This window comes from Lacicoccus qingdaonensis, from assembly GCF_900101075.1.
Lineage (GTDB): Bacteria > Bacillota > Bacilli > Staphylococcales > Salinicoccaceae > Lacicoccus > Lacicoccus qingdaonensis.
Map to the genome: position 1 here is coordinate 1 of NZ_FNFY01000027.1, position 25,401 is coordinate 25,401.

A 25,401-nucleotide genomic window follows, 5' to 3' on the forward strand; every position below is an offset into this window, starting at 1 on the left:
CCTAAGTGAGCAGGCTAACACAAAATCTGCTCACTCAGCATTAAATATCAACCTAAGTGAGCAGGCGCCGGAAAAAAACATCATCAACATGCAAAAAGAGAGCCCTGGCAACCAGGGCTCTCTTCTCTTTTACCGTTCTATCTGCCCCGCTGGAAGGAGGCGAAGGTTTTATTTTGCGGTGTCTTATTTGTAGTTTCGTTATGACTCTCATCTTTTCTCTGTTTCTGCTGCGTACTTTTCTGACGGGGCTGCTCCGGTTTCCTCTTTTTCTTCCAATCTGTTTCCAGCTTGGTTCTTTCCCGCACTTCTTTGTCACTTCCGGACTTCGGCGCCTCCGGTTCACCGGCAGCAGCCTGCTCCTGGCGAGGCGTCGTTCCCGGCACTTCCTCCACATCAGTAACGTTCCCTTCCCGATCATCAGCGGAAAGCTCTTTTTCTTTTATCTCTGCCTTGGTCACTTTGCGCAGCACGAAGTAGGCACAGCCGAAGTTGCAGTACTCGTTCAGATAGTCTTCGATGGCGCTGTACTTTTTGTCGCGCTCGACCTTTTTCTTATTATCCCTGAAGAAACCGGCGAGCCTTAATTTTTCATAACCGATATCACCGACGATATAATCATATTTGTTTAAAACCTCGCTGTATTTCCCCTTGAACTGTTCTTCATCAAAAGCATCCCGATAATTTTCCATCAGTTCAAAATTCATATGATCAATCGTAATCATGGTCAATGCTCACCTCTCATTAATTCATCGCACATCTGTGTTTATTTTCATACTATCACAAATTGAGGCTGCTGAGTATTTCTATAAAATAAAAACCCCTTCAGCTGAAGAGGTTCATTTATTATTGTGCCGGTTTTTCAATTGGTTTATAAACCGCTTTTGACACGATAACGACAACAGCGAGCAATGCGAATATCACAAGGAGTGACAGCCATACGCTGGATGTGAAACCAAGGACGATATAGCCCACCAGTGCGATTGTTGCTGACAGTAACGCATACGGCAGCTGTGTCAGTACGTGTGTGATGTGGTTGCTTCCGGCCCCTGTCGATGACAGGATGGTCGAGTCGGAAATCGGTGAACAGTGGTCGCCGAATACCGCACCGGCAAGCACTGCGGCAAGTGACGGCAGCAGCAGGCCGGTTTCGCCGAGTGAAATCATGATCTCACCCGTCACCGGAATCAGAATCCCAAATGACCCCCAGCTCGTACCTGTCGCGAGTGCCATGATACATGCAACCACGAACACGACGCCGAGCAGCAGGCTCACAGGCAGGTTGGAGTTTTCGACCATCGCACCAAGGACGTCGCCAGTGCCGAGCTGGCTGATCAGGTTACCGATGATCCATGCGAGTGTCAGCACCAGCATTGCCGGGAACATCGCCTTGAATCCCGTTTTTATGCCGAGCCAGATTTTATCCGCTCCGAATGCATCATTCGTCTTAGTGTATCTGAAGTAATAGAACAGGCTGAGTACAAGCCCGACGATACCGCCGGCGATCAGACTGTGTGTCACCAGTGTATTTTCAAGTATTGAGAATAAAGACCATGAGCCCGCTTCAAGCCCGCCTGTGATGAACATCATGATGATGACGGTCACTGCAAGGCCGATCATCGGAACAAGCAGCGCCTGAGCGGAACTGTTGTTGACACTCGGCAACTCTTCATCCGTGTCTCCGGGAACTTCTCTCATTTCATCGACGACCACGCCGTCGACGATCGCTTTTCTTTCCTGTTCACGCATCGGTCCGATGTCAAAACGCGTCAGTATGACGATGAACATCATGATCATCGCCGTAATGACGTAGAAGTTCATCGGAATCATATAGATGAACGCCTGGAATGGTGAAATGTCCGTCAATCCCGCTGCAAGCAGCAAAGGTGCGACAAGTCCCATTATTCCTGCACCCCAGCTTGAAATCGGAGCGATCATGGAGACCGGGGATGCGGTCGTATCGACATAATATGCGAGCTTTGCCCGGGAAATATTATATTTATCTGTCAGCGGCCGTGCGACCTGTCCGGTGATGAGTGCACTGAAATAGTCATCTATGAAAATGATGATGCCCAAAAATCCTGTAGCAAGCCCAGCAATCCTTCTCGTCCTGAATTTTTCAAGCGCCCAGCTGGTAAATGCTCTCGCGCCGCCGGACATGTTCATGAATGCTGTCATGATACCGAGCATCGTCAGGAAGATCAGAATGAACGCTTCCCAAGTATTGATTGCGCCATCAGCGATGAAAATGCCGATGAACGCTTCCCACACCAGACCGAGGGAGCCGGTGATGCTGCCGCCGGCCACGACGAAAGCGGATGTGATGATCCCCGCACCCAGACTGATGCCGACTTTACGCGTCAGAACGACGAGTACAAGGGTCAACAGCGGCGGTATGAGCGGCATATATTCCCATGATAAAAAACTTTCCATATGTATTTCCTCCTAAAAAATTAAAAAAGTCACGTGGACATTATGAACAGCCACGTGACAAGATATATATTCGTGTAGCGCATCAACATAATGACAGTACCGGGATTATTCAACCCGGTCCCAGGATATCTTCCGCCGAAACTATCCTTCGGCGATCATTCCTTTCCAGATGGTTCTGACGCATGCCTGCTCGCCATCTGTACTGATAATGATCGCAACCTCTACTTTTTCTATTCAATTAACATTAATATTATAGCATAACTGCAGATTTCATCAACTATAAATCTTCTTTGTACAGTTTGACTATGTCCCTTAGAAATTCCGGCATCATATAGATCTTCTTCGCTGATTTGAACTGCGGGAAAATTCTGCCGAACGTATACATATCGAGCGTGCCGAGTGTGTAGGTCTCCGACTCCTTGATCCGTTCCCCGTCGATATAATACGTTCTTTTCGATTCCACATAGCCGATATTATCCGTGACGAATGTTCCGAATATATCGCCTCTGAATCCCATGCCGCGGACGATATCGTCTCGGAATTCATGGCGCATCGACTGATTAAAGATTTCCTTCAGCTCCCTGCCCGTCAGCTTGATCTTCACGACGTTGATCGGATGCGGTAGCACCTTATGCAGTTCATACTCGGACAATGTACCGCCTTCGAAACTTTTCGCGATGAGCCCGGTATGAATAATGCTCGCATCCGCATCTGTGAAATCCCTGATCATATATGCCAGACGGCTGATAAAGCGGCTCGTGTGAAATAAATGTCTCGGCACCGGTGCGGTATTCCATTTGATGATATTTTCCCTCATCAGGTCCCTGCCGTGTTCGTAATAAGGGTCGTCCACGTGCGAAAGCAGGTCCGTATCGATCAGGCGTGCCGATTTATCCACCAGTGCCTTCCCGTCGAACGTCAATGTGATTTCACCGAGATAGTCTCCGAACCGGCCCGCCGCCCCGATCAATACGGAACCGACTGTTTCACCGTTCTCAAAATGATGGTGGGTATGCGAACCGAGAATGACATCTATTTCAGGGAAGCGGTTCGCGAGCGTTTCATCGTCATACTTGCCGAGATGGCTCATCAAAACGAGGCAGTCCACCTGGCAGGACAGCTGATCGACACATCTCTCCACCCATTCGAACGCATCGGACACATTCCATCCGAGTGCTTTGTAAAAAGGGGTGAACTCCACCGTGATGCCGATAAATCCAAATTTGATGCCGTCTATTTCCTTTATGACATATGGTTTGAAGTACGGTTCCTTTTTGCCGCCTTCAAGCAGATTTGCACAGACGACATCGAAATCCGCATCGTCATACAAAGTTTTCAGATCATTGATTTCCAGTGTGATGCCTTCATTATTGCCAATTGTCGCGATATCACATCCTGCCTGGTTCAACAGATTCACATTGCCTTTTCCCAGTGTCGCCTCCGTATATGGATGGGAGCGGTCCACATGGTCACCAAGGTCTAGATAGACCATCCTCTCACGATATCTTCTTTTCTGGTGCGTCAAGTAGTTCTTTATTTTTAAATAGTTATATAAATGACTGTGGATATCGTTCGTATGAAAGAGTTTGATTTCCATGCTGTCACTCTCCTATAGAAAAGATTGGATGATCATATATAAGCCCAGCAGTAAAAGTACTGTCCTGAGTGCGATGATCACCGTATCGGAATTGAATTTCTGATTGAGATACACACCTATTTTAGCACCCACAAAGGCCGATGGCACCAGAAACGCCGCATGCAGGAAATTCACGTTATTCTGAAGCAGGTGGCCCGCCCCGGAGGACAGTGCACCGAAAAAGACGATCAGCATGCTCGTCCCGATGGCGATCGATGCCGGCATTCGGAACAGCATCAGCATCATCGGCGTCATGATCGCACCGCCGCCGATGCCGAACAGCCCGGCCGTCAGACCGGCGATGAAGCTTGCGATGACTGCGATATAGGGCGGAAATCCGTAATGGTACACGTTACCCATGTGGTCGACGTGCGGCCTGACATAACGTTCATCCTGGAAAATGTTCAGAGGCTTGATCCTGTCTCTAACCATTAAAAGGACACTTAAAAATATAAGGAATAAGCCAAAGTACAACTTGAAACTTTCCGTCGTGAACACATCGCTTAAGTATGACCCGGCAAGCGCACCCGGGATGATGCCGAACAGGAAAAGCATGCCGTTCTTCCGGTCAAGCTGGTTACTGCGCCCGTAGGACATCATCGCGGTCAGCCCGATGAATATCAGAACAACACTCGACGTGCCGACAGCGGACTGTGGTGTGACATTTGAAATAATGTCGTTATCTATACCGAAAAAAACCAGCAGCGGGACGATGATAACGCCTCCGCCGATACCGACAAGTGAACCGACAGCAGCTGCAAATAGACCGATCAATATCAACATTAGATACTCCATATGCACTACCCCTTAAAATAATTTCATTTGTTTTGGTGACAGACCGGTGTATCTGATGTCCATCATTTCAATAAAATTCTGTGCATTGCCCGCCGCATGTCTTCCAGAGTTATTATTAAAAACAATAAAAATATCCTTCGTCTTATGTTTGAGTATTTCCACCTGCCGCTTCAGCCATTCGAGCTCTTCCTGACTGTAGTCGTAAAGATAGCGCACATTCCGCCACTCTTCCGAGGTGAGATCCTTCTGCGTCCAGCCATGGACGTTCCGGCCGTGCAGCCTTATGAAAGCGGTGCTGTCGGTCACCCGGTTGACGAACGGGATGCTCCCGATGCCGGCCTGCGGCTCATCGCAGATGCTGTGGATGATATCATTGTTGTACAGAAACGACAGCGTCTCTTCCTTATATTCACTTTTGAACCATGTCTGGTTTCTGAATTCCACAGACACTTTGTAAGGTTCGAGCATCGTCTTTGCAAATTTTACGTAGCGTATGTTCTCACTTGTACAGTCAAACCACGGGGGAAACTGTAATAATACGAATCCAAGTTTGTTTTGTTTTGCCATTGGGTGTAACATATCCTTGAATACTTTAAAAACTTCTTTGATTGATGTGTAATCCGTTCTGTAGTCGCTGTGGCCGGTCATATACTGGTGCGCCTTGACGATGAATTTGAAATCTTCCGGTGTTTCTCTGCACCACTTGTCTATCGTCGATGTCCTCTGTATTGCGTAGTATGTGGCATCCAGTTCAACTATCGGGAAAACACTTGAATATGTAATTAATTTATCTTTTTTATTAGTCAGGTGGGTGTAAAGATCTTCATGGTCTCCCCAGCCTGTCAAACCGATATATATCATTGAATCACCTTATTATTATTTTACCATATATTCATGGGAGGAAACTTATAATGGACATTTTAGAATTTAACAATGTCAGCCATAATGACATTCTTCATAATATATCCGGCACGCTCAGAGAAAGCAAGATCACGACATTCGTCGGCCCGAGCGGCGCCGGTAAAACGACATGTCTGAAGATGATAAACGGCCTCCTGTCCGCCGATACTGGCGAAATCTTATACAGGGGCAAAAATATTTTCGATTATGATATCACCAGGCTCAGAAAGAGCATCAGCATGGCGTTTCAGAGCTCGCCGATGATCGACGGCACGGTTTATGACAATTTGAACCTGCCTTCAGACATTCATGGAGAGACTCTCGGCCGTGACCGTGCAGCGGAGCTGCTCGGACTTGTGGATCTGCACGAATCATTTCTCGACCGTGAGGTCAGGGATATATCGGGCGGCGAACGGAGCCGTGTGTCACTTGCCAGGACATGCGTCCATGAACCTGAAGTGCTGCTCCTCGATGAAATCACATCCAGTCTGGACTATGTTCTTGTGAGGGAAATCGAAAGGCTTGTGCAGCGCATGCAGTCCGAGATGGACATCACCGTCATCTGGGTCACCCATGATCTCGAACAGGCCAAAAGAGTGAGCCATGATATGTGGTTCCTCCGGTCCGGAGAACTGCTCGAGCAGGGGCCGGCGGAGTTTATTGAGAAATCGGAGAACCCTGAAATACAGGCGTTCGTCAGGGGGGAGAAATAATGTCATTTGCACAGCTTGCCTTGTCACTGATATTTGTCGCCATACCGATCGCGCTTGCACTGTATTTGAAACTCGGCCTTGAAAAGGACATCATCATCGCCACGGTACGGTCAATCATCCAGCTGCTCATTGTCGGATACATACTGACATTCGTCTTTGAAAGTGATTCCGCAATTTTCATCATTTTGATGATACTCTTAATGATTGCAGCAGCGAGCCAGAACGTCGTTAAAAAAGGGTCCGGCATCCCCGGCATTACAATGATCATCATATTCACACTCGTTGTTGTTGAAGCGGTGACCATGGGCATCCTTCTCGGCTTCAGCATCATCCCTGCAGAACCCGAACAGATTATCCCGATCAGCGGCATGGTCGTCGGCAACTGTATGGTCCTGTCACTGCTCTTTTTGAACAAATTCAAGGATGAGCTGAACCACAGCGAAGAAGTCGTCGAACTGATCCTGTCACTCGGCGGCGAACCGAAAGATGCGGTTTCCAGAAGCTTGAAGTCATCGATCAGAACAAGCATGATACCGACAATCGAAGCACAGAAGACGATGGGGCTCGTCCAGCTCCCCGGCATGATGAGCGGACTGATCATCGGCGGCGCAGACCCATTTGAAGCGGTCATGTACCAGCTGTTGATCCTGTTCCTCATATTGACGACAGCCGCGATGGCCTCCGTCATGGTCGGATACTTATCCTACCCGAAACTATTCAATGAGAGACTCCAGTACCTGGGGCTCACACAATCAGAACAGTAGGTGCCTTTCTATGAATAAAAAAATCTTATTTAACAGTTTACTGGGCTTGATGCTCTTGTTTTTGGCAGGCTGCTCCGGAGATGATTCCGAGCCGGATACCGACGTCGAATTCGAAGTCCTCGACCGGTCCCAGACCGTTGCCGGCGAAGGTTTTCAAAATGGCGCCGAGCTCATCCATGACGAAGATTTGCTGAGAACATCAGCCGAAGCGAGCGGTGTCGACATCGATGCAGACGATATCGATTTTGAAGAAGAGCTGCTGTTTGAAGTATCCATTACGGAAAACGGATGCGGTTTCAGCCTCGTCTCCATCGAAGATGATGACGGACTGCTGAAATTCATGTTCGAACTGACACCTGTCGCTGCAGGTGAAGCCGATCCGGACGATATCGCCTGTACAGAAGTCGCCAATCCGGCAGTCTTTTACGTGAAGACAGAGTCCGTGGACTTCCATAACCTCGATGTTTACGGCTCGGATATGAAGTATGAGTGATCGCTGTTTAGATGGCGCATATTTTCAGGCTGTCTGCACATTTTAATGGTCCTGGTGTGCAGATAGCGCTGATTTTTGGATTATCTTCACATTTGATGCCCAGAGATGTGCAGTTAGAAAAGTTTTTCTGGCTGTCTGCACATTTTGCGGCTGTTGCCATTCAGTTTGAAAGTATTCAGCACCTATCTGAACAGCGGCATTCTCTCCACTCTTTAAAAATAAAGCCCTCCAACCAAAAAAAGTCACCCGCATCCACTTTTTCAGTGGAGTGGTGACCTTTATTTTATAGAGCGGTCTTAATCGTTTTCTTCATATCCTGATAAATCGCCTGCCATAATTCTTCCTTGCCTGCGAATGTTGATGAGAGTTCCTTCACTTTGACCTTGAACATTTCGTCGTAGTCCGGTGCGCCTTTTTCAGGCATGTCTTTCAGCACTTCTTTTTGAATTTCCGTTGTCTCCGGCGCTCTCGGCCCCCATTTGGCGAATTCATTACCCGCTTCATCTATGAAGATGAAGATTGGAATGACACGTTTACCGCCCGTTTCATAAGCATCCATCAGCTCAGGATGTGTATCTCTCAGACATAGACGCGTTTTCGTATCCGTCTTCTCCGCCAGATTTTTAAATATCGGCAGATTCATCATACAGTGGCCGCACCATGGTTCCGCAATGATGATCGTTCTCAGATTGCTGTCTCTCATCTGCTTTAAAAATTCTTCATCATCGGGAAGCGTAAATTTATCATAGATCTTATTATAGTTCTTTTCATGGTCTGTCAGACCTTTTTCATACTCTTCGAAAGTGATGCCGCTCTCAAACCAATTATTCAAATTCACAGTCATTCCTCCTAAAGTGATCTCATCACTTCAATTTTACCATAATCAATATATATTCTTAGTTATCTGCCCACAGGTTCCTCAGGTGATGCAGCTATTGCATTTTCAATTTTTTTCAGCCAGTTTTTACGGCGGTTGACAACGAACTGGAATACTTCATCATCTTTTGTCGTCACCCTGAGACCGTTCGGAATCGGAATTTTACCAAGCATGTTGTTGACTATTTCCACGGATTTGACATCTTCCAGCATAATGACGGTTTCGGTGCGTTTCACCTGCATCAGGCGCGGCTGGTGGATCAGGCGGGTCGCAGTCAGAAACATCTGCCCTTTTACGGAATGTATGCCGTGCCAGTAATTTGCCGTGCCTCTTTTTATGATATTCTCAGCCAAAATAAACGTCCTCTCTTATTGAATCTCCAATAAATATTATAACACATTTGAGTTAGCAGAATCTTACATATATTCACTATATTTAACTTAAAGATTACGCTGAAATTACAATTCAGTTTCATCCTGTTAATATTGCCAATATTAAAAGTTCCCTGTGTTACGGTTGGAATGTAACAGATTTGTGAAAGGGGACATAATATTTGAAACATTCACTCAAGAGATTTTCAGGCATTATGATTGGTTTATCGCTTTTATTTGCTGCCGCATTTACATACGGTAATAAAGCGGAAGCCAGTGAATCGTCCGATTCCGTGTACTACGGTCTGCACCCGGACGTTGTAGAAAAAGCGGAACTTGTTAAACAGATTGCTGCCAATGAGGGGATCCTCATCAGATATACTGACGGCTACCGTTCCTTTGACAGCCAGGACGCAATTTTTGAACAGGGACGTACATCACCCGGTCCGGTAGTGACGAATGCACGGAGCGGACAGTCCTATCATAACTTCGGCCTCGCAATCGACTTCGTTCTGACTGATGCATACGGTAATGCACAGTGGAGTCTTGAACGCGATGCCAACGGCAACGGGGTGCCTGACTGGGAAGATGTCGGCAACATAGCTAAAAGTGTCGGCTTCACATGGGGCGGCGACTGGGAAGCGTTCGTCGACATGCCTCACCTGCAACTTGACTACGGCATGTCACTTGCCGATCTTCAGTATTGGCACAGCCAGGGCTATTACCAATTCGCCGATTGATATGAAATGATATATGAATAAATGACATCCTGAAAGTTGATCTTTCAGGATGTTTTTTCGTATATTGATTTTGTTCTTTCATTTGTAATATCATGGACAAGCCAAATACATCCTTAACTGGTATAATGTATAATGGACATTTCCAGCATCGGCCTTGCCGAATATAAATTTTTGTGAGGGAATATTTTTGAAGAATGAACAACTATCCGCTAAAGATAAATCACAAGCAGAAAGCACATCCAAACTTACAGACTTTCTGATCAATATAAAAAATCTGCTGAAAGGCAAAGTGCTCATCGCAAATGTGCTCCCTGTCTTTACAGCATTCTGGCTTGCTCTTTATTTTACAGGAGAGCGTTTCACAGATTATCTGGGCACTCTCGCTTTGACATTGATCGGCAGCACACTCGTCATATCAGGAGCACTGATGTTCAACAACTGGTTTGAAGCCGATCTTGATAAAAAGATGTCACGCACACAGAACCGGCCGACCGTGACCGGTGCATTTCCATTGCGCTATGTACTCTATGCGGGAATCGCAGCAACCATCCTCGGAATGGGCATCATGATGCTGACCACTGCCGAAGCGGCCATATATTCATTTCTCGGCTGGTTCTTCTATGTGGTGCTCTACACATTCTGGTCAAAGCGGCGATATACTGTGAACACAATCATCGGAAGCATCTCCGGTGCCTTCACACCGTTGATCGGCTGGTCGGTCATCGCACCTGCCTTTCATATCATACCGGTTTCCCTGTTCTATCTGCTGTTCATCTGGCAGATTCCGCATACACTTGCCATCGCGATAAAACGCCTGGATGATTACAGACAGGCAGGCGTACCCATGCTGCCCGTAGTGTCCGGAGTGCGGCTGACCGTCAGGCAGATGCTGATCTATATCATTGCATTGCTGCCGTTTCCATTCCTTCTTTTTAGTGAAATGGGCATCATATTCTTCATCGTTACACTGACACTCAGCATCATATGGATGGTCATCGGTATACAGGGCTTCAGAACAAAAGATGTTGCAAGGTGGTCACAGCTCAATCTCCGTTATTCACTGTTTTATCTGATACTGATCTTTGCCGTCATGATATTGATGACATATCCAGGTGTCGCTGCATAACTTTTACATAATAAAACCCCCATTCCACAGGGGGTTTTATTAATTTAATCAATCATCCGAAAGTGATGATTCAGCTTGCATTGAATGCAACCAGCATCCACAGAGTCAAGACGAACATGAAAATGGTAAGGATGAACTGAAGTACGATGAACCTGAAGAGCGATTTCCTTAAATACCTCCGTAAATAGTCGGCATCGTCCATATCAAAGCCCATCTCTCCGGCAGTTTTCAATGAGAACCTGTTTTGCCTGATATAAAGCCATAATTCCCTGAGAATATACACAGTATAGCTGATCAATGTCAGAATAAGGACAAACGGCAGAAATTCAAGGGCGAACATCAAATCACCGGCCAGTATTGCGGCGATTACTGTGAATAACGAGAGGAAAACGAACATTCTTCTCGTAATGCCCAAAAAGACGCTTTTCGTCATTTTATTGCGGAACAATGCAGGCCCCATCCTGATCATCGATTGCGGTGTCCCCTTCTCCAGGCCATGCGGGGTAAAGATGATATGGCAGTAGCCGATTATTTTCAAAGTGTGTGCAACATTGGAAATGGAATGCCTGTTGAAAAAACCATTCGCCATTTCGTATACAAGCAAAGGTTCTTTGTCCAACATTTTATGGAAGACCATGAAAGTCTGCTGGTCAATCAGCTGGTAGGCCATCGCCTTATTCATATTTCCCGCTTCATACATTTTTATGACTTCCTGCGGTGTGTGGACAGATTCATCATCACGGGGCTGGTATGTTTTCTTTATTTCACTGCGGTTGAAATGATCCGGCCCTTTCAATATCAGCCAGGCGATGATCACATAATAGACTATGCCCATCATAATATTCATATGATCCACCTCCCGTTGCCTTCATCCTACTATAAGTTCACTTCCCTTACGAATATTTCTGCACAAAAAAGAGGCTGTCATAAATGACAGCCTCTTTGAATTTATCTATTAACCGATTGAACCTTCCATTTCGAATGAAATCAGACGGTTCATCTCTACCGCGTATTCCATCGGCAGTTCTTTTGTGAATGGCTCGATGAAGCCCATAACAATCATTTCTGTCGCTTCAATTTCACCGATACCGCGGCTCATCAAATAGAATAACTGTTCTTCCGATACTTTCGATACTTTCGCTTCGTGCTCCAATGAAATGTTATCATTAAGGATTTCATTGTAAGGAATCGTATCCGAAGTGGACTCGTTATCCAAAATCAGAGTGTCACACTCGATGTTTGATCTTGCATTATCCGCTTTTCTTCCAAAGTGTACCTGTCCACGGTAAGAAACTTTACCGCCGCCTTTGGCGATGGACTTGGATACAATTGTAGAAGATGTGTTCGGTGCCAGGTGAATCATCTTCGCACCCGCATCCTGCAGCTGGCCTTTACCAGCCAGAGCGATTGATAATGTCATACCACGTGAACCTTCACCTTTAAGGAAGATTGAAGGGTATTTCATTGTAATCTTGGAACCTAAGTTACCGTCAACCCATTCCATAGTTCCGTTCTCATCAACGAAAGTACGTTTTGTAACCAGGTTGTAAACGTTGTTTGCCCAGTTCTGGATTGTCGTGTAACGGCAGTATGCATCTTTCTTAACGATAATTTCAACAACTGCAGAGTGCAGTGAGTTTGTTGTATAGACAGGTGCCGTACAACCTTCAACGTAATGGACGCTTGAACCTTCATCACAGATGATCAGCGTACGCTCGAACTGACCCATGTTCTCAGAGTTGATACGGAAATAAGCCTGCAGAGGCGAATCCAGTTTAACTCCAGGAGGGCAGTAGATGAATGATCCGCCGGACCATACAGCTGAGTTCAATGCAGAGAACTTGTTATCTGTCGGAGGCACCACAGTTGCCCAGTACTCTCTGAACAGGTCTTCGTTTTCACGAAGTGCAGCATCTGTATCTTTAAAGATTACACCTTTATCTTCAAGGTCCTGCTCCATATTGTGGTAGACAACTTCTGATTCATACTGTGCAGAAACACCTGCAAGGTATTTTTGTTCTGCTTCTGGAATACCTAATTTATCGAAAGTCAGTTTGATTTCTTCAGGTACTTCATCCCATGAACGTTCTGTCTGTTCTGACGGTTTAACGTAGTAAGTGATCTCATCAAAGTTCAACTCTGATAAATCCCCGCCCCACATAGGCATAGGTCTGTCGTAGAAATGCTGCAATGATTTCAGGCGGAAATCCAGCATCCACTGTGGTTCTTCTTTCATATTCGAAATCTCTTTGACGATTTCAGGTGTCAATCCGCGATCTGAACGGAAAATTGAAACGTCTTCATCATGGAAACCATATTTATAATCTTCTATTTCTGGTGCGTTTTTAGCCATGACTATCACTCCTTCTAAATATTACTGTCCGGATTCTTTAACGCCTTTTTCCAGCGCTTTCCAGGTTAACGTCGCACATTTTATACGTGCAGGGAATTGGCTTACCCCGGACAATGCTTCTATATCCCCATCTTCTTCTGAAATATCGTAATCTTCGCCAAGCATCATCTTGCTAAATTCTTCACTCATCTCCAGCGCATGCCCTATCGACTTGCCTTTAATGGCTTCAGTCATCATAGATGCACTTGCAAGAGAGATGGAACAACCTTCACCATCAAATTTAGCATCTTCGACGATTTCACCCTGAACGTCTAATGTTAAACGAATTGCATCACCACATGTCGGGTTGTTCATATCTACAGTCATCGTACCATCATCTATGACACCTTTGTTTCTCGGTGTTTTATAATGATCCATGATGACTGAACGATACAGCTGGTTCAAATTGTTAAAATTCATGTGTGAAAAACTCCTTCGTACGTTTCAGTGAGTCGATGAAAAAGTCAATTTCATCTTTCGTGTTGTATAGATAAAAACTTGCTCTGGCTGTAGATGACACGCCTAAAAACTTCATCAGCGGCTGGGCACAGTGATGCCCGGCTCTGACTGCAACGCCATCTGAGTCCAGCGCAGTTGCCAAATCATGTGGATGTACGCCGTCTAAATTGAATGTGATTAATCCGGCTCGCTCTTCTGTAGGACCGTATATTTCTATACCTTCGATTTCGGACATCTTATCGTAGGCATATTTCACCAGTTCCTGTTCGTAGCTGAGAATTTCATCAGCACCGACTTCATTTATATAGTCAATCGCTGCCGATAACCCGATTGCCTCGGCAATCATCGGTGTTCCCGCTTCAAATTTGACCGGCAGATCAGTCCATGTAGATTCTCTCAAATCTACGAAGTCGATCATATCTCCACCATATTCGATAGGTTCCATTTTATCAAGTATTTCAGCTTTGCCGTAAAGTACGCCGATACCTGTCGGACCCAGCATCTTATGGCCGCTGAATGCGTAGAAATCCACATCCAGATCCTGTACATCAACGCTCATGTGCGGCACTGACTGCGCGCCGTCTACAGTAATATATGCATCATGTTTATGAGCGATTTCCGCAATACTTTTAATGTCATTGATCGTACCGAGTACATTCGAGACATGAGTGACTGCGACAATTTTCGTTTTATCTGTCATTACCGCTTCGACATTTTCTAACTTAATCGTACCATCTTCTTCGAGTGGAATGAAAACAAGTTTGGCATTTTTGCGTTTTGCAAGTTCCTGCCAAGGTACAATATTGGCGTGGTGCTCCATTTCAGTGACGACGATTTCATCTCCCTCTGAAATATTCACATCGCCGAAGCTGCGGGCAACCAGGTTGATCGCAGCTGTTGTTCCGCGAGTAAAGATGATTTCTTCATAACGCTTTGCGTTGATGAAGCTTCTGACTTTCATGCGGGCCTGTTCATAACCGTCCGTCGCTTTCGTTCCCAGTGTGTGGACACCTCTATGGACGTTGGAATTGTACTCATTGTAGTATTCACTCATCGCGTCAGTCACCTGCACAGGTGACTGGCTCGTTGCTGAAGTATCCAGGTAAATCAAAGGGTTGCCATGAACTTTTTGATTAAGGATTGGAAAATCTTTGCGGATAGCATTTATATCCATGTGGGAAAAACCCCTTTAAGACTTATTTCGATAAAATTTTCATCTCGATAATTTCTTTAAGCTGTCTTTTGACTGATTCGATCGGCAGTGCCTTAACAACCGGATCCAGGAAACCGTGGATGACAAGTCTTTCGGCCTCTTCCTGAGAAATGCCGCGGCTCATCAGATAGAACAGCTGAAGTGGATCAACACGGCCGACCGATGCTGCGTGACCTGCAGTGACATCATCTTCATCGATGAGAAGAATCGGGTTTGCATCACCGCGTGCACGGTCGCTCAGCATAAGGATACGTGATTCCTGCTGTGCGTCGGCACGTGTACCGCCGTGTTTGATATATCCGACACCGTTAAAGATGCTTGTGGCACTGTCCTTCATCACACCGTGCTTCAGGATATGTGCGTTTGAATCTTTACCGTAGTGGATAATCTGTGTCGTAACGTTCTGGATCTGCTGTCCGCGTCCGATTGTTACTGTTTTAAGATCTGAATTCGAACGGTCGCCCATCAGATAAGTCGTGTTATCGTTGATGACGTTTGAATCGTTCATCAGACCAAGCGCCCAGTCGATTGTTGCATCGTCTGAAGCGATACCGCGACGGTTGATATAACCAGTCATGCCTTCAGCAAGAACGTCAACCGCACCGTACGTCACTTTAGCATTATCCAAAGCAAGTACTTCTGAAACGATGTTGATCTGTTCTTTAGTCTCTTCAACGTTGGATAAATAGTTCTCAACATAAGTGATTTCAGAACCTTTATCCGCCACGATCAATACGTGGTTGATAAGGGATGCTTTCTCATCGTCGTGAAGTAAAACCATCTGCACAGGGTCTTCGATGTGAACATCTTTCGGAACATAGACGAACAGACCGCCGTTAAGCATTGCAGTATGGAAAGCTGTGAGTTTGTTCTCATCAACTTTTACGCCATCCTGCATGAAGTATTTTTCAACCAGTTCCGGATGATTGTGAGTCGCCTCGACAATATTTTCTATGATTACACCTTTATCTTTCAATTTTTCATCAATTTGGAGATAAGCAGGCGTGTTGTTGTGCTGAACATATATATTTTTAGTATTTTCAATATCAAGAAGTGCCTTTACCGATTCAGGCAGCTCTTCAAGACTGTTATAAACACTGCTGTCGACAACCGGCTCGGACATAGTGAAGAAATCCCATCTCTTAATGTTCGTCTTATCCGGTTTCGGCATATCGATATTTTCGATCAGCTCAAGTGCTTCTTTCTTTTTATTGATTAAAAAGTCTGATTCACCGCGGTCAGTTGCGCGCTGAATGACTTCATCTGCATTTAAAATTAATTCATTAGATACAGTAGCCATTATGATCCTCCTGTCTTAATTAACGTCAGATTCTACAGTTACGTCATCAATACCTAATTCTTCTTTAATCCAGTCATAACCTTCCGCTTCCAGGCGTTCAGCCAGTTCTTTACCGCCGGATTTAACAATTTTACCTCTCATCATGACGTGTACAAAGTCAGGTGAGATGTAGTTGAGAAGTCTTTGGTAGTGAGTGATGATCAATGAACCGAACTGTTCGCCGCGTAATTTGTTGATACCTTTTGAAACAACTTTCAGCGCATCAATATCAAGACCTGAGTCAATTTCGTCCAGAATGCCGAACTTAGGCTCCAGCATCATAAGCTGTAAGATTTCGTTTCTCTTCTTCTCACCGCCTGAAAACCCTTCGTTCAGATAACGTGTAGCCATATCCTGATCGATTTCAAGGTATTCCATGTTTTTATCTAATTTCTTAATGAACTGCATTAAGTTGATTTCATCGCCTTCTTCACGCTGAGCATTGATTGCAGAACGCAGGAAGTCTGAAGTTGTCACACCTGAGATTTCAGATGGATACTGCATTCCAAGGAAAAGACCTGCTTTTGAACGCTCGTCCACTTCCATTTCGAGTACATCTTCACCATCAAGAATTACTTCACCTTGTGTCACTTCGTAACGCGGGTGACCCATGATCGCTTGTGCCAAAGTGGATTTACCGGTACCGTTCGGTCCCATTACTGCGTGAATCTCGCCTTGCTTCAGTGTCAGGTCGACACCTTTTAAAATTTTTTTACCGTCTATTTCGACATGTAAGTTTTTGATTTCCAGAACAGAAGTCATTTACTTATCCTCCAATTAGAAAATATTATTTCCATACTCCACTAGTTTATAATAATTCTAATCTATAGTCAAAGATATGGAGTATGTTTCATACTGCCTTATTATACCTTAAAAACGAAACATATTAAAGGGAATCCCCTCATATTAAAGTATGAATCACGGCTTAAATGGAAATGGTATTCTTTGAGAATTAAAAAACCTAAATGATTTCAGTAATCATCCAGGTTGTAATACTTTCCTCGTCAAATTGACGATATTATTTTGAATTATTAGTCTCCATTGGTAATTTTTCATCAACCGCCCACTCTGATAAAGACCCGTCATACACAGCCACATTTTCCTGGCCGAGCTTATTCAGAAGATACTGCGTCCATGTCGCTGCGATTGCACTTCCACAATAAGTGATTACTTTCTTATCTTCATCAAGCGCGCCGACTGCTTCAAACTTCTTCTTTAATTTTTCGTCATCATAGATTTCTCCGGTATTAGAATCAGCCAAATCACCAAAGAAGACATTGACCGCACCTTTAATATGTCCCGGACGTGCATACGTGTCCGCCGTACCGTTATAACTTTCCGGCTGCAGACTGTCCAGTATGATGACACTATCATCATCGATGGCGTTTAAAACATCTTCTTTACTCGCATAAAGCTCTGGTCTGCGCTCTATATTCAGATTTCCTTTTTCAGGTGTATTCACCTCATCGGTCACCGGACGATTCTCTCTCTTCCATTTTTCATAGCCGCCTTCAAGTATCGCGATATTGTCGAATCCTTCAAATTTCAGCTGCCATGCGAAGCGCGATGCCCAGTCAGAAGCTTCAAAGTCAGCCCCTACCATCGCCCCGCGGTCGTAAATCACTACAAAGGAATCATCAGTGGTTCCGAGCTCTTTTATTTTTTCTACAAACTCATCATGAGGGATGACCGCAAAATTGTATGATGCATCCGCATCAGAAAAATCATTTTTCAAATCTGCGAATACTGCGCCGGGAATATGTTCTTTATCATACTCTTCCTTACCGCTCCATACATCGTAATAGCCGCCCTCTTCAGGAATCTGTAAAAATGTCGTCGCATCTATTATCCTTAAATTTTCATCTTCCAAATGCTCATTTAACCATTCTGTTGAAACAAACTTCGTGTTTTTATCTGACAATTAAAGCACCCTCTCAAATCATATTTAACTACTATGATTTGAATATAACACATAACAGGACGTTGTTGAAAAGATATGGTTCTTTATTTAAAAAATTAAAACCGGACGCTCTTTAAGCATCCGGCTTCCGTTCAACCAGTATTTACTTGATGATATCCAGTGTGAACGGCGGTTTGTAAGATTCACCATTCATAGTTTTAATGATACCAATGACGATGAATACAATCATCGCAACCTGAACAATCGGTCCAAGGACGAAACCGATCAATACTACAGTCGTCAGCCATGCGATAAATGCGTAAATCGTATAGCTGATTCCAAAGTTTGCAACATGTCTTAAAGCCTCTGCCGTTTCGGGATCATCATCTTTTTTCAATGCCCATATCAGCAGCGGACCGACAATCATAGTAAATATCGCTAAAATATACGAAACAAGGACGAGTGACGAATCATAGCCTGCCTTATAATTCTGCGTGTTCTGTGTCATTAATTACCCTCCCCTTTTCCTATTTATATTCTTAGTGTAATCATACCATTTATATAGCGTTTTCACAATTTAATTTTAACATACATACTTCGTGTAAAAAAATTAAAGACCACTGTAAATCATCAGATTCACAGTGGTCTTTATTCATACTATTCTGCAGGGATGACTGCACCTTCATAGTTATCTTCAATAAACTGTTTGATTTCATCACCCTGAAGCACTTCCATCAGTTTCTGGATGTCTTCTCTTTCCTCATCGCCTGAACGTACAGCAACAAGGTTGGCATATGGAGAATCACCGTCTTCGATTGCGATTGAGTCATCAACCGGGCTCAGTCCGCCGTCAAGTGCGAAGTTAGAGTTGATGATGACGACAGGCGCTTCGTTATTATTGTACATTTCAACCAATAATTCCGGTGCTGTCTGGTTGTTGAAATCGAAGTCGTGCGGGTTTTCAGTAATATCATCGAATGTCGCATTTTCAATATCAATGCCCTCTTCGATTTCCACTAAGCCTGCATCAACAAAGAATGACAGGAAGCGGCCTTCTTCAGCAGGGTTATTCGATACAAGAATTGTAGAACCGTCCGGAACGTCTTCCAGAGCGTCATAATCCTGGGAATAAACAGCCATCGGCTCGATATGTACGTTGCCTGCTGATACCAGATCATAACCGTGTGATTCGACTTCACCATCTAAGTAAGGTGTATGCTGGAAGAAGTTTGCATCCACTTCTTCATCAGCAAGGAGACGGTTTGGTGTTGTATAGTCATTGACAATATTCACGTCAAGCTCAATGCCGTCTTCTTCAAGAATGGTTGCCGCTTCTTCTAAAATTTCAGCGTGCGGTGCCGGTGATGCAGCAACTGATAATGTGCCGCCTTCTTCTGATGCTTCTTCAGATGAATCCTGCCCGTTTTCAGCAGATTCTTCAGTTTCCTCACCTGTATCCGCACTTTCTTCAGCCCCTTCTTCTTCACCGCTGCCACATGCGACAAGAACGACTGCAAAAACCGATAAAGCTAAAAACAGTAAAAATTTCTTCATGTACATCCAATCCTCTCTAACAGTATTTTATTTATAATATATGATCATTATCTCTTATCGACAGCTTTTGCGAGGAAGTCCCCTGCAAACTGAATGATGAAGACAATGATCAGTATTACTATTGTTGCGACTAAAGTGACGTCACTCTGGTTGCGTGTAAACCCGACCATATAGGCAAGGTTGCCGAGACCGCCTGCGCCGATGACGCCTGCAATCGCCGTCGAACCGACCAGCATGATGGCTGTCACCGTGATGCCTGAAATCAGTGCGGGCATGGATTCAGGGATCAACACTTTCCAGATGATCGTCCATGTGTTTGCCCCCATCGATTCGGCCGCTTCAATGACGCCTTTGTCTATTTCTTTAAGGCCGATTTCAACGAGACGTGCATAGAACGGTGATGCGCCGATAATAAGGGCAGGCAGTGCACCCTGAACGCCCATGATGGTGCCCATGATCGCTTTTGTAAACGGAATCAGCAATATGATTAAAATGATGAACGGTATCGCCCTGAACAGATTGACGAGAAAGGCAGTAACGCCGTAGACCGGCTGACTCCCCGTGTTATCGCTCTTATCGGACAGGAAAAGTATGATGCCTAGAACAAGCCCGATAATCAATGTAAAGAACGTTGCGATTGCTGTCATATAAATGGTGTCGACTGTTGCTTCCCATACAACGTCCCATTTGACATTTTCAAAACTGAACATATCACTGAAGGCCTGGAAAAATTCATTCATTATTTCTCCACCTCCACTGTAATATCGTCATTGGCAAGCGCGTCGATCACTTTTTGCAGTGTCTCACTGTCAATTTCCATCGCCACATAAAGGTGACCGTATGATTCATTGTTCGTCTGTTTGATGTTCCCTGACAGTATGTTCATATTAAGATCGAACTGCTTGATTACTCTGGAGACGACCGGTGTTTTGGATTTGCTGCCGACGAATCCTATTTTAAGTATTTTTGAATCCGGGAACAGCTCCCTCACTTCATCAAGGGCGAGGGTCGTTTCCTCGTCGTTGATATCATCTTTGACAAAACGTTTCGTCACGCTGTGTGACGGGTTCTGGAACAACTGGAGCACCTTGCCTGTTTCAACGACCTTGCCGTCCTGCATGACAGCCGCACGGTCGCATATTTTTCTGATGACATGCATTTCGTGTGTAATCAGCACAATCGTCAAGTTCATTTCATCCCTGATTTCCCGCAGCAGTTCAAGCACCTCGTCCGTTGTTTCCGGGTCGAGTGCACTTGTCGCCTCGTCACAGAGCAGTACCGTCGGTTCATTGGACAGTGCCCTTGCGATGCCGACACGCTGTTTCTGACCGCCCGACAATTCACTCGGGTAGTTTTTCTCTCTCCCTTTCAGACCGACGAGCTCAATCAGTTCCTGCGCCCGCTGTTTACGTTCCTTTTTTGGGACACCCGCAATTTCAAGAGGAAAGCTGATGTTCTCTTCAACAGTCCGGGACCAGAGCAGGTTGAAATGCTGGAAAATCATCGACACTTTCTGCCTTTTCTGCCTAAGGTCCTTTTTGGACAGTCTGTTGATCGTATCATCACCGATGGTGATATCACCTGACGTCGGTTCTTCCAGACCGTTCAGAAGACGGATCAAAGTGGATTTTCCGGCACCTGAATATCCGATGACACCGAAAATCTCGCCGCTTTCTATATGCAGGCTCACATCATCCACTGCAGTGATATCAGCAGACTTCGTACTGTAGTTTTTATTTACATTTAAAATATCTATCATTGATCATCTTCCAAACTATTAAAAATTAAAAGCCTACTCACTTGGTATGAAATGAGTAGGCTTGTTCTATATTCAGCCTCTCATCTTTGAATCGACCGATTCAGTGACTTGGCACCTTGTCATTAAGACGGTTGCCGTGGCATCAACGGGCACTTCCCTACACCACTCTTGATAAGAGTTTTTATTCGATTGTGAATCATAATATCATCAGTACCGTTTTTCGTCAATACTAATCTCTGAGTATATTCAACAGGTTAGTGACTGATTCGAAACGAAAGACACTTTCTTTCAGTTTCCCATTCTCAAATATCAGCAACGCAGGTGCGGATGTTATTTTATAATCATTGATGAAATCCACATGGAAATTTAAATTGATTGATGTATATTCAAAATCTATAATTTCCTGTGTCAGGTCAAGCATGCGTTCCGCTATTTTGCAGTTTGCGCAGATCGGCGCATACCCGTATAGAATGAATCTTTCTTCAGAATGAATAAGATTGTATATATCCTGTGTCTCTAACTGCTCTTTCATCATAAAACTTACCTTTCATAATCAAGCTCGTGTCGACATAAAAACCATGACGCATCAGAAGGTTTGCGAGGTAGTCCCTTGGGCATCTGCCGACTTCTCCAAATTTAGGGTCAATATATATGTGGGTACTTTCACTGAGGTGTTTTTTGAACCACTTCCGGATTTTGCGGCCTTCCTTATCGGCATCCGATAAAATATAAATATCAGAGCCGTCAAGCTGTTCCAAAATCTCATCAAGTTTTGAGACTCCCATTGTACCAAATGTGCAGATGATCTGCACCGGTTCTACAAGCACTTCCTCGATACGGCGTTTGTCAGTCTTACCTTCAACAATGAGTACTTTATCAGAAAGATACATTTCCATCACCCTTGGAGTTTTATTTTATTTTAAAAAAACCCTAGACAATGTCTAGAGTTCATAAAATTATGCTTCGATAACCGCTTTGTAGCCGTCAGCATCTAACAGGTTATCTAATTGTGATGTGTCTTCAAGTTCAACTTTTACCATCCATGCTCCTTCATATGGTGACTCGTTAACAAGCTCTGGGCTGTCTTCAAGCTCTTCGTTCACTTCAACGATTTTACCGTTCAATGGAGCGTACAGTTCAGATACTGTCTTAACTGATTCTACACTGCCGAATGATTCGCCCTGAGTCAAGTCGTCGCCTTCTTCAGGAAGCTCAACAAAAACGATGTCTCCAAGTTCACCTTGTGCGAAATCAGTGATTCCGATAGTTACTGTATTTCCATCAACTTTTACCCATTCATGATCTTCTGAATACTTTAAGTCGTTTGGTAATGCCATAACAGAAAACCTCCTCATAATAATCTATACAATTATATAATGACATATTTCACAAAGTATCTCAAGCTTAATAACTATAAAAGTGCTTCCTTGTACTCCGCCTCTTTAAAACCAAGCAGTACACGGCTGTCCGCATCGACCAGCGGTCTTTTTATCAACATGCCATCCGAAGATAAAATATCAAGTTTTTCGTCATCGGACATCTCAGGCAGTTTATTCTTCAAGTCGAGTTCTTTGTATTTCTTGCCTCTGGAGTTGAAAAACTTGCTGATGTCCTGGTCGGACTTTTCAACGATCTGCCTCAGCGTTTCCTTTGACGGCGGCTCCTTCACCATATCGTGCGCTTTGAAATCCACACCGTTCTCCTCTAAAAATTTCTTGCCTTTTCTGCATGTCGTGCACTTGGAATATTCGTAAAAAGTAATCATCCGGTACCTCCATAGATAGTCAGTCATCATTCTATACCCGATAGTCTGCCGGGTATTCATATTATTTTTCCCTTGCTTCCATTCTACAATATTTAAGTGGTAATATTAAGATGATTTATAAAATACGGCCAGGAGGGAAATTGATGGATGCGATAAGGACATACAATGATTATAAAGAGATCATTCGAAGCCATGATACCGTCATCATAAAATTTTATGCGGACTGGTGCCCGGACTGCAGTGCACTGAACCATTTCATCAGACCGATCATGGAAGAATACAGATACATGGACTGGTACGAACTGAACCGTGATGAAATACCGACCGCCGCAGATGAAAATGATGTCACCGGCATTCCGGGACTCCTGATTTTTAAAAAAGGCAGAAAGACCGCACATCTTCATCCGTTGAACGCCAAATCACCGGGCGATGTCAGGAAGTTTTTAAAAGAAAATCTGTAAAATGAAAATGTCCAAAGCATCCAGTTGAATGCTTTGGACATTTTTAATTTTCATACGCTTTCAGCGCATCTTTGATTCTCGCTGCATGCACCTGGCCGGGTGCTGTGTTTTTCGTAATATATCCGTATGTCATGCAGGAGCCGAACTCACCGCCTGCAAGACGTGTCATCCTGCCAGACTCCCCCATTGAGATGCCGATGACTTTATTGCCGATTGCTTCTTTGCCGATCTTCACTATTTTAAGCATGTTGACTACATCATCTGCGTCATTCGGTGCAAACGCCAGCTTCAAAATTTCTCCGCCCGCACTGTGCATTTTATACAACAGCTTCTGCATCTCTTCAAGACGCGGCGTCTCTTTGAAATTATGATGGCTGAGGAGGACCGTTTTGCCATGTTCAGCAGCACAGTCCACAATATCCGAAATAACGTTGCCGCCGGTGATAAATTCAATGTCGATGATGTCGATATCGCACTTTGTAATGACGTCCGTCAGCAGATCTTTATATTCCGCGTAGGATTTGGAGCCGCTGCCGCCTTCATGGGACGTTCTGTATGTATAGATGACCGGAAGCCCGGACAACTCTTTGCAGACTTCATTCACAAGACTCAAGTGCTCCGACCGGCTCATATTATCAAACGCATCACTGCGGATCTCCACAATATCAAGCGCATCGGTATTTTCCTTCACCTGCACGATTTCCTTCTGTATATCAGCAAAAGATGTACCGCTTATGGACACAACCACTTTCGGCAGACCTTCGTATATTTCAATGTTTTTAATGTTCATTCCCATCCCGCCAGTCAAGTTGATATTTGCTTCATTGTACACATACTTGCCTGAAAATAAAAGTACCCGAAATCCCAGGGGAAGGATTTCGGGTAAGGGGACTTGACCAAAGGGGAATGGTCAATTTAATGTTTATGGTTATAGTATACCCATTAATTATTAAGATAATGTTAAAATGCTCACTATTTTTCAGTGAAAAAGTTAAGTTTAAAGATAAGTTTTACTTATGTTAAATCAACACTTTACATAATTGACATTAATAGTTAATTCAAACCCTGTTCTTTGCCCGTCTTAATGACACAAAACCCTGTAGCTCAACAGTCTCCCGCCACAAGTATCAATTTAGACCATCAATTATAACGGTACGGGCAGATAAACGCCATAACTCATGTGCGAAACACCTGCATATAGCGCCAGGCCGGCTAAACGCCATAACTCACGTCACGAACGCCTGCATATAGCGCCAAAGCCGGCTAAACGCCATAACTCACGTCACGAACGCCTGCATATAGCGCCAAAGCCGGCTAAACGCCATAACTCACGTCCCAAACACCTGCATATAGCGCCAAAGCCGGCTAAACGCCATAACTCACGTCCCAAACACCTGCATATAGCGCCAAAGCCGGCTAAACGCCATAACTCACATCCCAAACACCTGCATATAGCGCAGCAAATTTCTCACATGATCAAAGCCGTAAAGAAAGGGGCTGGGACAAAAAGGCTCCTGAAAACTAAGAAAAATGGCGATTCATCGATTAATTGAGATGAATCGCCATTTTTTATGTGATTTTTCAGATGTGACAGCTTCATTCCGTTTAACTTCCTTAGATTCAGGGCCAATAATGCCAGCCCGGTTTCCAATTTGACTTTGCGTGCGCCCCGCACCGAGAATCGGCGGAACGACAAATTCGCCTTCAAGTTGCC

The 25,401-nt window shown here is 44.5% G+C and carries 31 protein-coding genes and 2 riboswitches; of the genes, 7 read left to right on the forward strand and 24 right to left on the reverse strand.

The window, feature by feature from the left end:
* Positions 1-137 precede the first annotated feature (137 nt).
* The 5 genes from BLR15_RS14320 to BLR15_RS11460 form a co-directional block, all read right to left on the reverse strand.
* Positions 138-722 (reverse strand): YutD family protein, encoded by a 585-nt coding sequence (locus tag BLR15_RS14320; RefSeq protein ID WP_245696774.1) that lies wholly within the window; start codon positions 720-722, stop codon positions 138-140.
* A gap of 121 nt (positions 723-843) precedes the next feature.
* Positions 844-2,430: a Na+/H+ antiporter NhaC family protein gene (locus BLR15_RS11445; protein ID WP_092987607.1), complete on the reverse strand. Its 1,587-nt coding sequence runs from the start codon at positions 2,428-2,430 to the stop codon at positions 844-846.
* Positions 2,431-2,497: 67 nt separating this feature from the next.
* Positions 2,498-2,662, reverse strand: a riboswitch (Lysine riboswitch).
* 45 nt (positions 2,663-2,707) lie between these two features.
* Complete coding sequence (locus tag BLR15_RS11450; protein WP_092987609.1) at positions 2,708-4,027, reverse strand: bifunctional metallophosphatase/5'-nucleotidase; 1,320 nt, start codon at positions 4,025-4,027, stop codon at positions 2,708-2,710.
* Positions 4,028-4,039: 12 nt separating this feature from the next.
* Positions 4,040-4,861: a sulfite exporter TauE/SafE family protein gene (locus tag BLR15_RS11455; RefSeq protein WP_092987611.1), complete on the reverse strand. Its 822-nt coding sequence runs from the start codon at positions 4,859-4,861 to the stop codon at positions 4,040-4,042.
* Between the two features lie 12 nt (positions 4,862-4,873).
* The gene (locus BLR15_RS11460; RefSeq protein ID WP_092987614.1) at positions 4,874-5,722 is read right to left on the reverse strand and encodes a DUF72 domain-containing protein; all 849 of its coding nucleotides are present in this window, start codon (positions 5,720-5,722) and stop codon (positions 4,874-4,876) included.
* A 50-nt stretch (positions 5,723-5,772) separates the two neighbouring features.
* Here BLR15_RS11460 and BLR15_RS11465 point away from each other — a divergent pair, with 50 nt between their 5' ends.
* Genes BLR15_RS11465 through BLR15_RS13860 form a run of 4 tightly spaced genes read left to right on the forward strand, consistent with a single transcriptional unit; the run spans position 5,773 to position 8,006 of the window.
* Positions 5,773-6,474 (forward strand): ABC transporter ATP-binding protein, encoded by a 702-nt coding sequence (locus BLR15_RS11465; protein ID WP_092987616.1) that lies wholly within the window; start codon positions 5,773-5,775, stop codon positions 6,472-6,474.
* The gene (locus tag BLR15_RS11470; protein WP_092987618.1) at positions 6,474-7,238 is read left to right on the forward strand and encodes an ABC transporter permease; all 765 of its coding nucleotides are present in this window, start codon (positions 6,474-6,476) and stop codon (positions 7,236-7,238) included. Before BLR15_RS11465 ends, BLR15_RS11470 begins: the two co-directional genes overlap by 1 nt.
* A gap of 10 nt (positions 7,239-7,248) precedes the next feature.
* Positions 7,249-7,731: a hypothetical protein gene (locus BLR15_RS11475; RefSeq protein WP_092987620.1), complete on the forward strand. Its 483-nt coding sequence runs from the start codon at positions 7,249-7,251 to the stop codon at positions 7,729-7,731.
* A gap of 11 nt (positions 7,732-7,742) precedes the next feature.
* Positions 7,743-8,006 (forward strand): hypothetical protein, encoded by a 264-nt coding sequence (locus BLR15_RS13860; protein WP_143003975.1) that lies wholly within the window; start codon positions 7,743-7,745, stop codon positions 8,004-8,006.
* An 8-nt stretch (positions 8,007-8,014) separates the two neighbouring features.
* Here the strand turns inward: BLR15_RS13860 and BLR15_RS11485 are convergent, their stop codons facing one another.
* Both BLR15_RS11485 and BLR15_RS11490 read right to left on the reverse strand, forming a co-directional pair.
* Complete coding sequence (locus BLR15_RS11485; protein WP_176754148.1) at positions 8,015-8,569, reverse strand: thioredoxin family protein; 555 nt, start codon at positions 8,567-8,569, stop codon at positions 8,015-8,017.
* Between the two features lie 62 nt (positions 8,570-8,631).
* A complete protein-coding gene (locus BLR15_RS11490) occupies positions 8,632-8,961 on the reverse strand; it encodes a GRAM domain-containing protein (protein WP_176754149.1) in 330 nt (109 codons plus the stop codon).
* 233 nt (positions 8,962-9,194) lie between these two features.
* On the opposite strand from BLR15_RS11490, the gene BLR15_RS11495 reads away from it, so the two are divergent.
* Both BLR15_RS11495 and cyoE read left to right on the forward strand, forming a co-directional pair.
* Positions 9,195-9,719, forward strand: a complete 525-nt coding sequence (locus tag BLR15_RS11495) for a M15 family metallopeptidase (protein WP_143003976.1) — start codon at positions 9,195-9,197, stop codon at positions 9,717-9,719.
* 187 nt (positions 9,720-9,906) lie between these two features.
* Entirely contained in the window at positions 9,907-10,845 is a 939-nt protein-coding gene (gene cyoE / locus BLR15_RS11500; protein ID WP_092987666.1) for a heme o synthase, read from the forward strand.
* A 70-nt stretch (positions 10,846-10,915) separates the two neighbouring features.
* Here cyoE and BLR15_RS11505 read toward each other — a convergent pair whose 3' ends face one another.
* The 15 genes from BLR15_RS11505 to BLR15_RS11575 all read right to left on the reverse strand — a co-directional run bounded on the left by BLR15_RS11505 (position 10,916) and on the right by BLR15_RS11575 (position 23,226).
* Complete coding sequence (locus tag BLR15_RS11505) at positions 10,916-11,692, reverse strand: hypothetical protein (RefSeq protein WP_092987668.1); 777 nt, start codon at positions 11,690-11,692, stop codon at positions 10,916-10,918.
* A gap of 108 nt (positions 11,693-11,800) precedes the next feature.
* Positions 11,801-13,198 carry a Fe-S cluster assembly protein SufB gene (sufB, locus tag BLR15_RS11510; protein ID WP_092987670.1) on the reverse strand — a complete coding sequence of 466 codons (1,398 nt, stop codon included), beginning with the start codon at positions 13,196-13,198 and terminating at the stop codon, positions 11,801-11,803.
* Between the two features lie 21 nt (positions 13,199-13,219).
* Positions 13,220-13,657: a Fe-S cluster assembly sulfur transfer protein SufU gene (sufU, locus tag BLR15_RS11515; RefSeq protein ID WP_092987672.1), complete on the reverse strand. Its 438-nt coding sequence runs from the start codon at positions 13,655-13,657 to the stop codon at positions 13,220-13,222.
* Positions 13,647-14,870: a cysteine desulfurase gene (locus BLR15_RS11520; RefSeq protein WP_092987674.1), complete on the reverse strand. Its 1,224-nt coding sequence runs from the start codon at positions 14,868-14,870 to the stop codon at positions 13,647-13,649. The genes sufU and BLR15_RS11520 overlap by 11 nt, the downstream gene beginning before the upstream one ends.
* Before the next feature lie 22 nt (positions 14,871-14,892).
* On the reverse strand, positions 14,893-16,209 hold the full coding sequence (gene sufD / locus BLR15_RS11525) for a Fe-S cluster assembly protein SufD (protein ID WP_092987676.1): 1,317 nt from the start codon (positions 16,207-16,209) through the stop codon (positions 14,893-14,895).
* Positions 16,210-16,224: 15 nt separating this feature from the next.
* Positions 16,225-17,010 carry a Fe-S cluster assembly ATPase SufC gene (sufC, locus tag BLR15_RS11530; protein ID WP_092987678.1) on the reverse strand — a complete coding sequence of 262 codons (786 nt, stop codon included), beginning with the start codon at positions 17,008-17,010 and terminating at the stop codon, positions 16,225-16,227.
* Positions 17,011-17,266: 256 nt separating this feature from the next.
* Entirely contained in the window at positions 17,267-18,169 is a 903-nt protein-coding gene (locus tag BLR15_RS11535) for a sulfurtransferase (protein ID WP_092987680.1), read from the reverse strand.
* Positions 18,170-18,311: 142 nt separating this feature from the next.
* The gene (locus BLR15_RS11540) at positions 18,312-18,656 is read right to left on the reverse strand and encodes a DUF4870 domain-containing protein (RefSeq protein WP_092987682.1); all 345 of its coding nucleotides are present in this window, start codon (positions 18,654-18,656) and stop codon (positions 18,312-18,314) included.
* 149 nt (positions 18,657-18,805) lie between these two features.
* Positions 18,806-19,702 carry a MetQ/NlpA family ABC transporter substrate-binding protein gene (locus BLR15_RS11545; RefSeq protein WP_092987699.1) on the reverse strand — a complete coding sequence of 299 codons (897 nt, stop codon included), beginning with the start codon at positions 19,700-19,702 and terminating at the stop codon, positions 18,806-18,808.
* A gap of 47 nt (positions 19,703-19,749) precedes the next feature.
* Positions 19,750-20,445, reverse strand: coding sequence for a methionine ABC transporter permease (locus tag BLR15_RS11550; RefSeq protein WP_407927602.1), 696 nt, complete (start codon positions 20,443-20,445; stop codon positions 19,750-19,752).
* Positions 20,442-21,461 carry a methionine ABC transporter ATP-binding protein gene (locus BLR15_RS11555; RefSeq protein WP_092987686.1) on the reverse strand — a complete coding sequence of 340 codons (1,020 nt, stop codon included), beginning with the start codon at positions 21,459-21,461 and terminating at the stop codon, positions 20,442-20,444. Before BLR15_RS11555 ends, BLR15_RS11550 begins: the two co-directional genes overlap by 4 nt.
* Positions 21,462-21,538: 77 nt before the next feature.
* Positions 21,539-21,639: riboswitch (SAM riboswitch) on the reverse strand.
* Positions 21,640-21,690: 51 nt separating this feature from the next.
* The gene (locus tag BLR15_RS11560; RefSeq protein WP_176754150.1) at positions 21,691-21,993 is read right to left on the reverse strand and encodes a thioredoxin family protein; all 303 of its coding nucleotides are present in this window, start codon (positions 21,991-21,993) and stop codon (positions 21,691-21,693) included.
* Complete coding sequence (locus BLR15_RS11565) at positions 21,944-22,351, reverse strand: toprim domain-containing protein (protein ID WP_092987690.1); 408 nt, start codon at positions 22,349-22,351, stop codon at positions 21,944-21,946. The genes BLR15_RS11560 and BLR15_RS11565 overlap by 50 nt, the downstream gene beginning before the upstream one ends.
* A gap of 66 nt (positions 22,352-22,417) precedes the next feature.
* On the reverse strand, positions 22,418-22,798 hold the full coding sequence (gene gcvH / locus BLR15_RS11570; protein WP_092987691.1) for a glycine cleavage system protein GcvH: 381 nt from the start codon (positions 22,796-22,798) through the stop codon (positions 22,418-22,420).
* A 74-nt stretch (positions 22,799-22,872) separates the two neighbouring features.
* Positions 22,873-23,226 carry an arsenate reductase family protein gene (locus BLR15_RS11575; protein WP_092987693.1) on the reverse strand — a complete coding sequence of 118 codons (354 nt, stop codon included), beginning with the start codon at positions 23,224-23,226 and terminating at the stop codon, positions 22,873-22,875.
* A gap of 143 nt (positions 23,227-23,369) precedes the next feature.
* On the opposite strand from BLR15_RS11575, the gene BLR15_RS11580 reads away from it, so the two are divergent.
* The gene (locus BLR15_RS11580; RefSeq protein ID WP_092987695.1) at positions 23,370-23,687 is read left to right on the forward strand and encodes a thioredoxin family protein; all 318 of its coding nucleotides are present in this window, start codon (positions 23,370-23,372) and stop codon (positions 23,685-23,687) included.
* A 43-nt stretch (positions 23,688-23,730) separates the two neighbouring features.
* Here BLR15_RS11580 and aroD read toward each other — a convergent pair whose 3' ends face one another.
* Together aroD and BLR15_RS14480 are read right to left on the reverse strand one after the other, a co-directional pair.
* Positions 23,731-24,477 (reverse strand): type I 3-dehydroquinate dehydratase, encoded by a 747-nt coding sequence (gene aroD, locus BLR15_RS11585; protein ID WP_176754151.1) that lies wholly within the window; start codon positions 24,475-24,477, stop codon positions 23,731-23,733.
* 678 nt (positions 24,478-25,155) lie between these two features.
* A partial coding sequence (locus BLR15_RS14480; protein ID WP_176754152.1) for a transposase occupies positions 25,156-25,401 on the reverse strand: 246 nt, incomplete at its 5' end.

What these genes read in the sequence shown, in the direction of transcription:
- BLR15_RS14320 (WP_245696774.1), bottom strand. Translation starts at nt 722, where the DNA reads ATGATTACGATTGATCATATGAATTTTGAACTGATGGAAAATTATCGG.
- BLR15_RS11445 (WP_092987607.1), bottom strand. Translation starts at nt 2,430, where the DNA reads ATGGAAAGTTTTTTATCATGGGAATATATGCCGCTCATACCGCCGCTG.
- BLR15_RS11450 (WP_092987609.1), bottom strand. Translation starts at nt 4,027, where the DNA reads ATGGAAATCAAACTCTTTCATACGAACGATATCCACAGTCATTTATAT.
- BLR15_RS11455 (WP_092987611.1), bottom strand. Translation starts at nt 4,861, where the DNA reads ATGGAGTATCTAATGTTGATATTGATCGGTCTATTTGCAGCTGCTGTC.
- BLR15_RS11460 (WP_092987614.1), bottom strand. Translation starts at nt 5,722, where the DNA reads ATGATATATATCGGTTTGACAGGCTGGGGAGACCATGAAGATCTTTAC.
- BLR15_RS11465 (WP_092987616.1), top strand. Translation starts at nt 5,773, where the DNA reads ATGGACATTTTAGAATTTAACAATGTCAGCCATAATGACATTCTTCAT.
- BLR15_RS11470 (WP_092987618.1), top strand. Translation starts at nt 6,474, where the DNA reads ATGTCATTTGCACAGCTTGCCTTGTCACTGATATTTGTCGCCATACCG.
- BLR15_RS11475 (WP_092987620.1), top strand. Translation starts at nt 7,249, where the DNA reads ATGAATAAAAAAATCTTATTTAACAGTTTACTGGGCTTGATGCTCTTG.
- BLR15_RS13860 (WP_143003975.1), top strand. Translation starts at nt 7,743, where the DNA reads ATGGCGCATATTTTCAGGCTGTCTGCACATTTTAATGGTCCTGGTGTG.
- BLR15_RS11495 (WP_143003976.1), top strand. Translation starts at nt 9,195, where the DNA reads ATGATTGGTTTATCGCTTTTATTTGCTGCCGCATTTACATACGGTAAT.
- BLR15_RS11505 (WP_092987668.1), bottom strand. Translation starts at nt 11,692, where the DNA reads ATGAATATTATGATGGGCATAGTCTATTATGTGATCATCGCCTGGCTG.
- sufB (WP_092987670.1), bottom strand. Translation starts at nt 13,198, where the DNA reads ATGGCTAAAAACGCACCAGAAATAGAAGATTATAAATATGGTTTCCAT.
- sufU (WP_092987672.1), bottom strand. Translation starts at nt 13,657, where the DNA reads ATGAATTTTAACAATTTGAACCAGCTGTATCGTTCAGTCATCATGGAT.
- BLR15_RS11520 (WP_092987674.1), bottom strand. Translation starts at nt 14,870, where the DNA reads ATGGATATAAATGCTATCCGCAAAGATTTTCCAATCCTTAATCAAAAA.
- sufD (WP_092987676.1), bottom strand. Translation starts at nt 16,209, where the DNA reads ATGGCTACTGTATCTAATGAATTAATTTTAAATGCAGATGAAGTCATT.
- sufC (WP_092987678.1), bottom strand. Translation starts at nt 17,010, where the DNA reads ATGACTTCTGTTCTGGAAATCAAAAACTTACATGTCGAAATAGACGGT.
- BLR15_RS11540 (WP_092987682.1), bottom strand. Translation starts at nt 18,656, where the DNA reads ATGACACAGAACACGCAGAATTATAAGGCAGGCTATGATTCGTCACTC.
- BLR15_RS11545 (WP_092987699.1), bottom strand. Translation starts at nt 19,702, where the DNA reads ATGAAGAAATTTTTACTGTTTTTAGCTTTATCGGTTTTTGCAGTCGTT.
- BLR15_RS11555 (WP_092987686.1), bottom strand. Translation starts at nt 21,461, where the DNA reads ATGATAGATATTTTAAATGTAAATAAAAACTACAGTACGAAGTCTGCT.
- BLR15_RS11560 (WP_176754150.1), bottom strand. Translation starts at nt 21,993, where the DNA reads ATGAAAGAGCAGTTAGAGACACAGGATATATACAATCTTATTCATTCT.
- BLR15_RS11565 (WP_092987690.1), bottom strand. Translation starts at nt 22,351, where the DNA reads ATGTATCTTTCTGATAAAGTACTCATTGTTGAAGGTAAGACTGACAAA.
- gcvH (WP_092987691.1), bottom strand. Translation starts at nt 22,798, where the DNA reads ATGGCATTACCAAACGACTTAAAGTATTCAGAAGATCATGAATGGGTA.
- BLR15_RS11575 (WP_092987693.1), bottom strand. Translation starts at nt 23,226, where the DNA reads ATGATTACTTTTTACGAATATTCCAAGTGCACGACATGCAGAAAAGGC.
- BLR15_RS11580 (WP_092987695.1), top strand. Translation starts at nt 23,370, where the DNA reads ATGGATGCGATAAGGACATACAATGATTATAAAGAGATCATTCGAAGC.
- aroD (WP_176754151.1), bottom strand. Translation starts at nt 24,477, where the DNA reads ATGAACATTAAAAACATTGAAATATACGAAGGTCTGCCGAAAGTGGTT.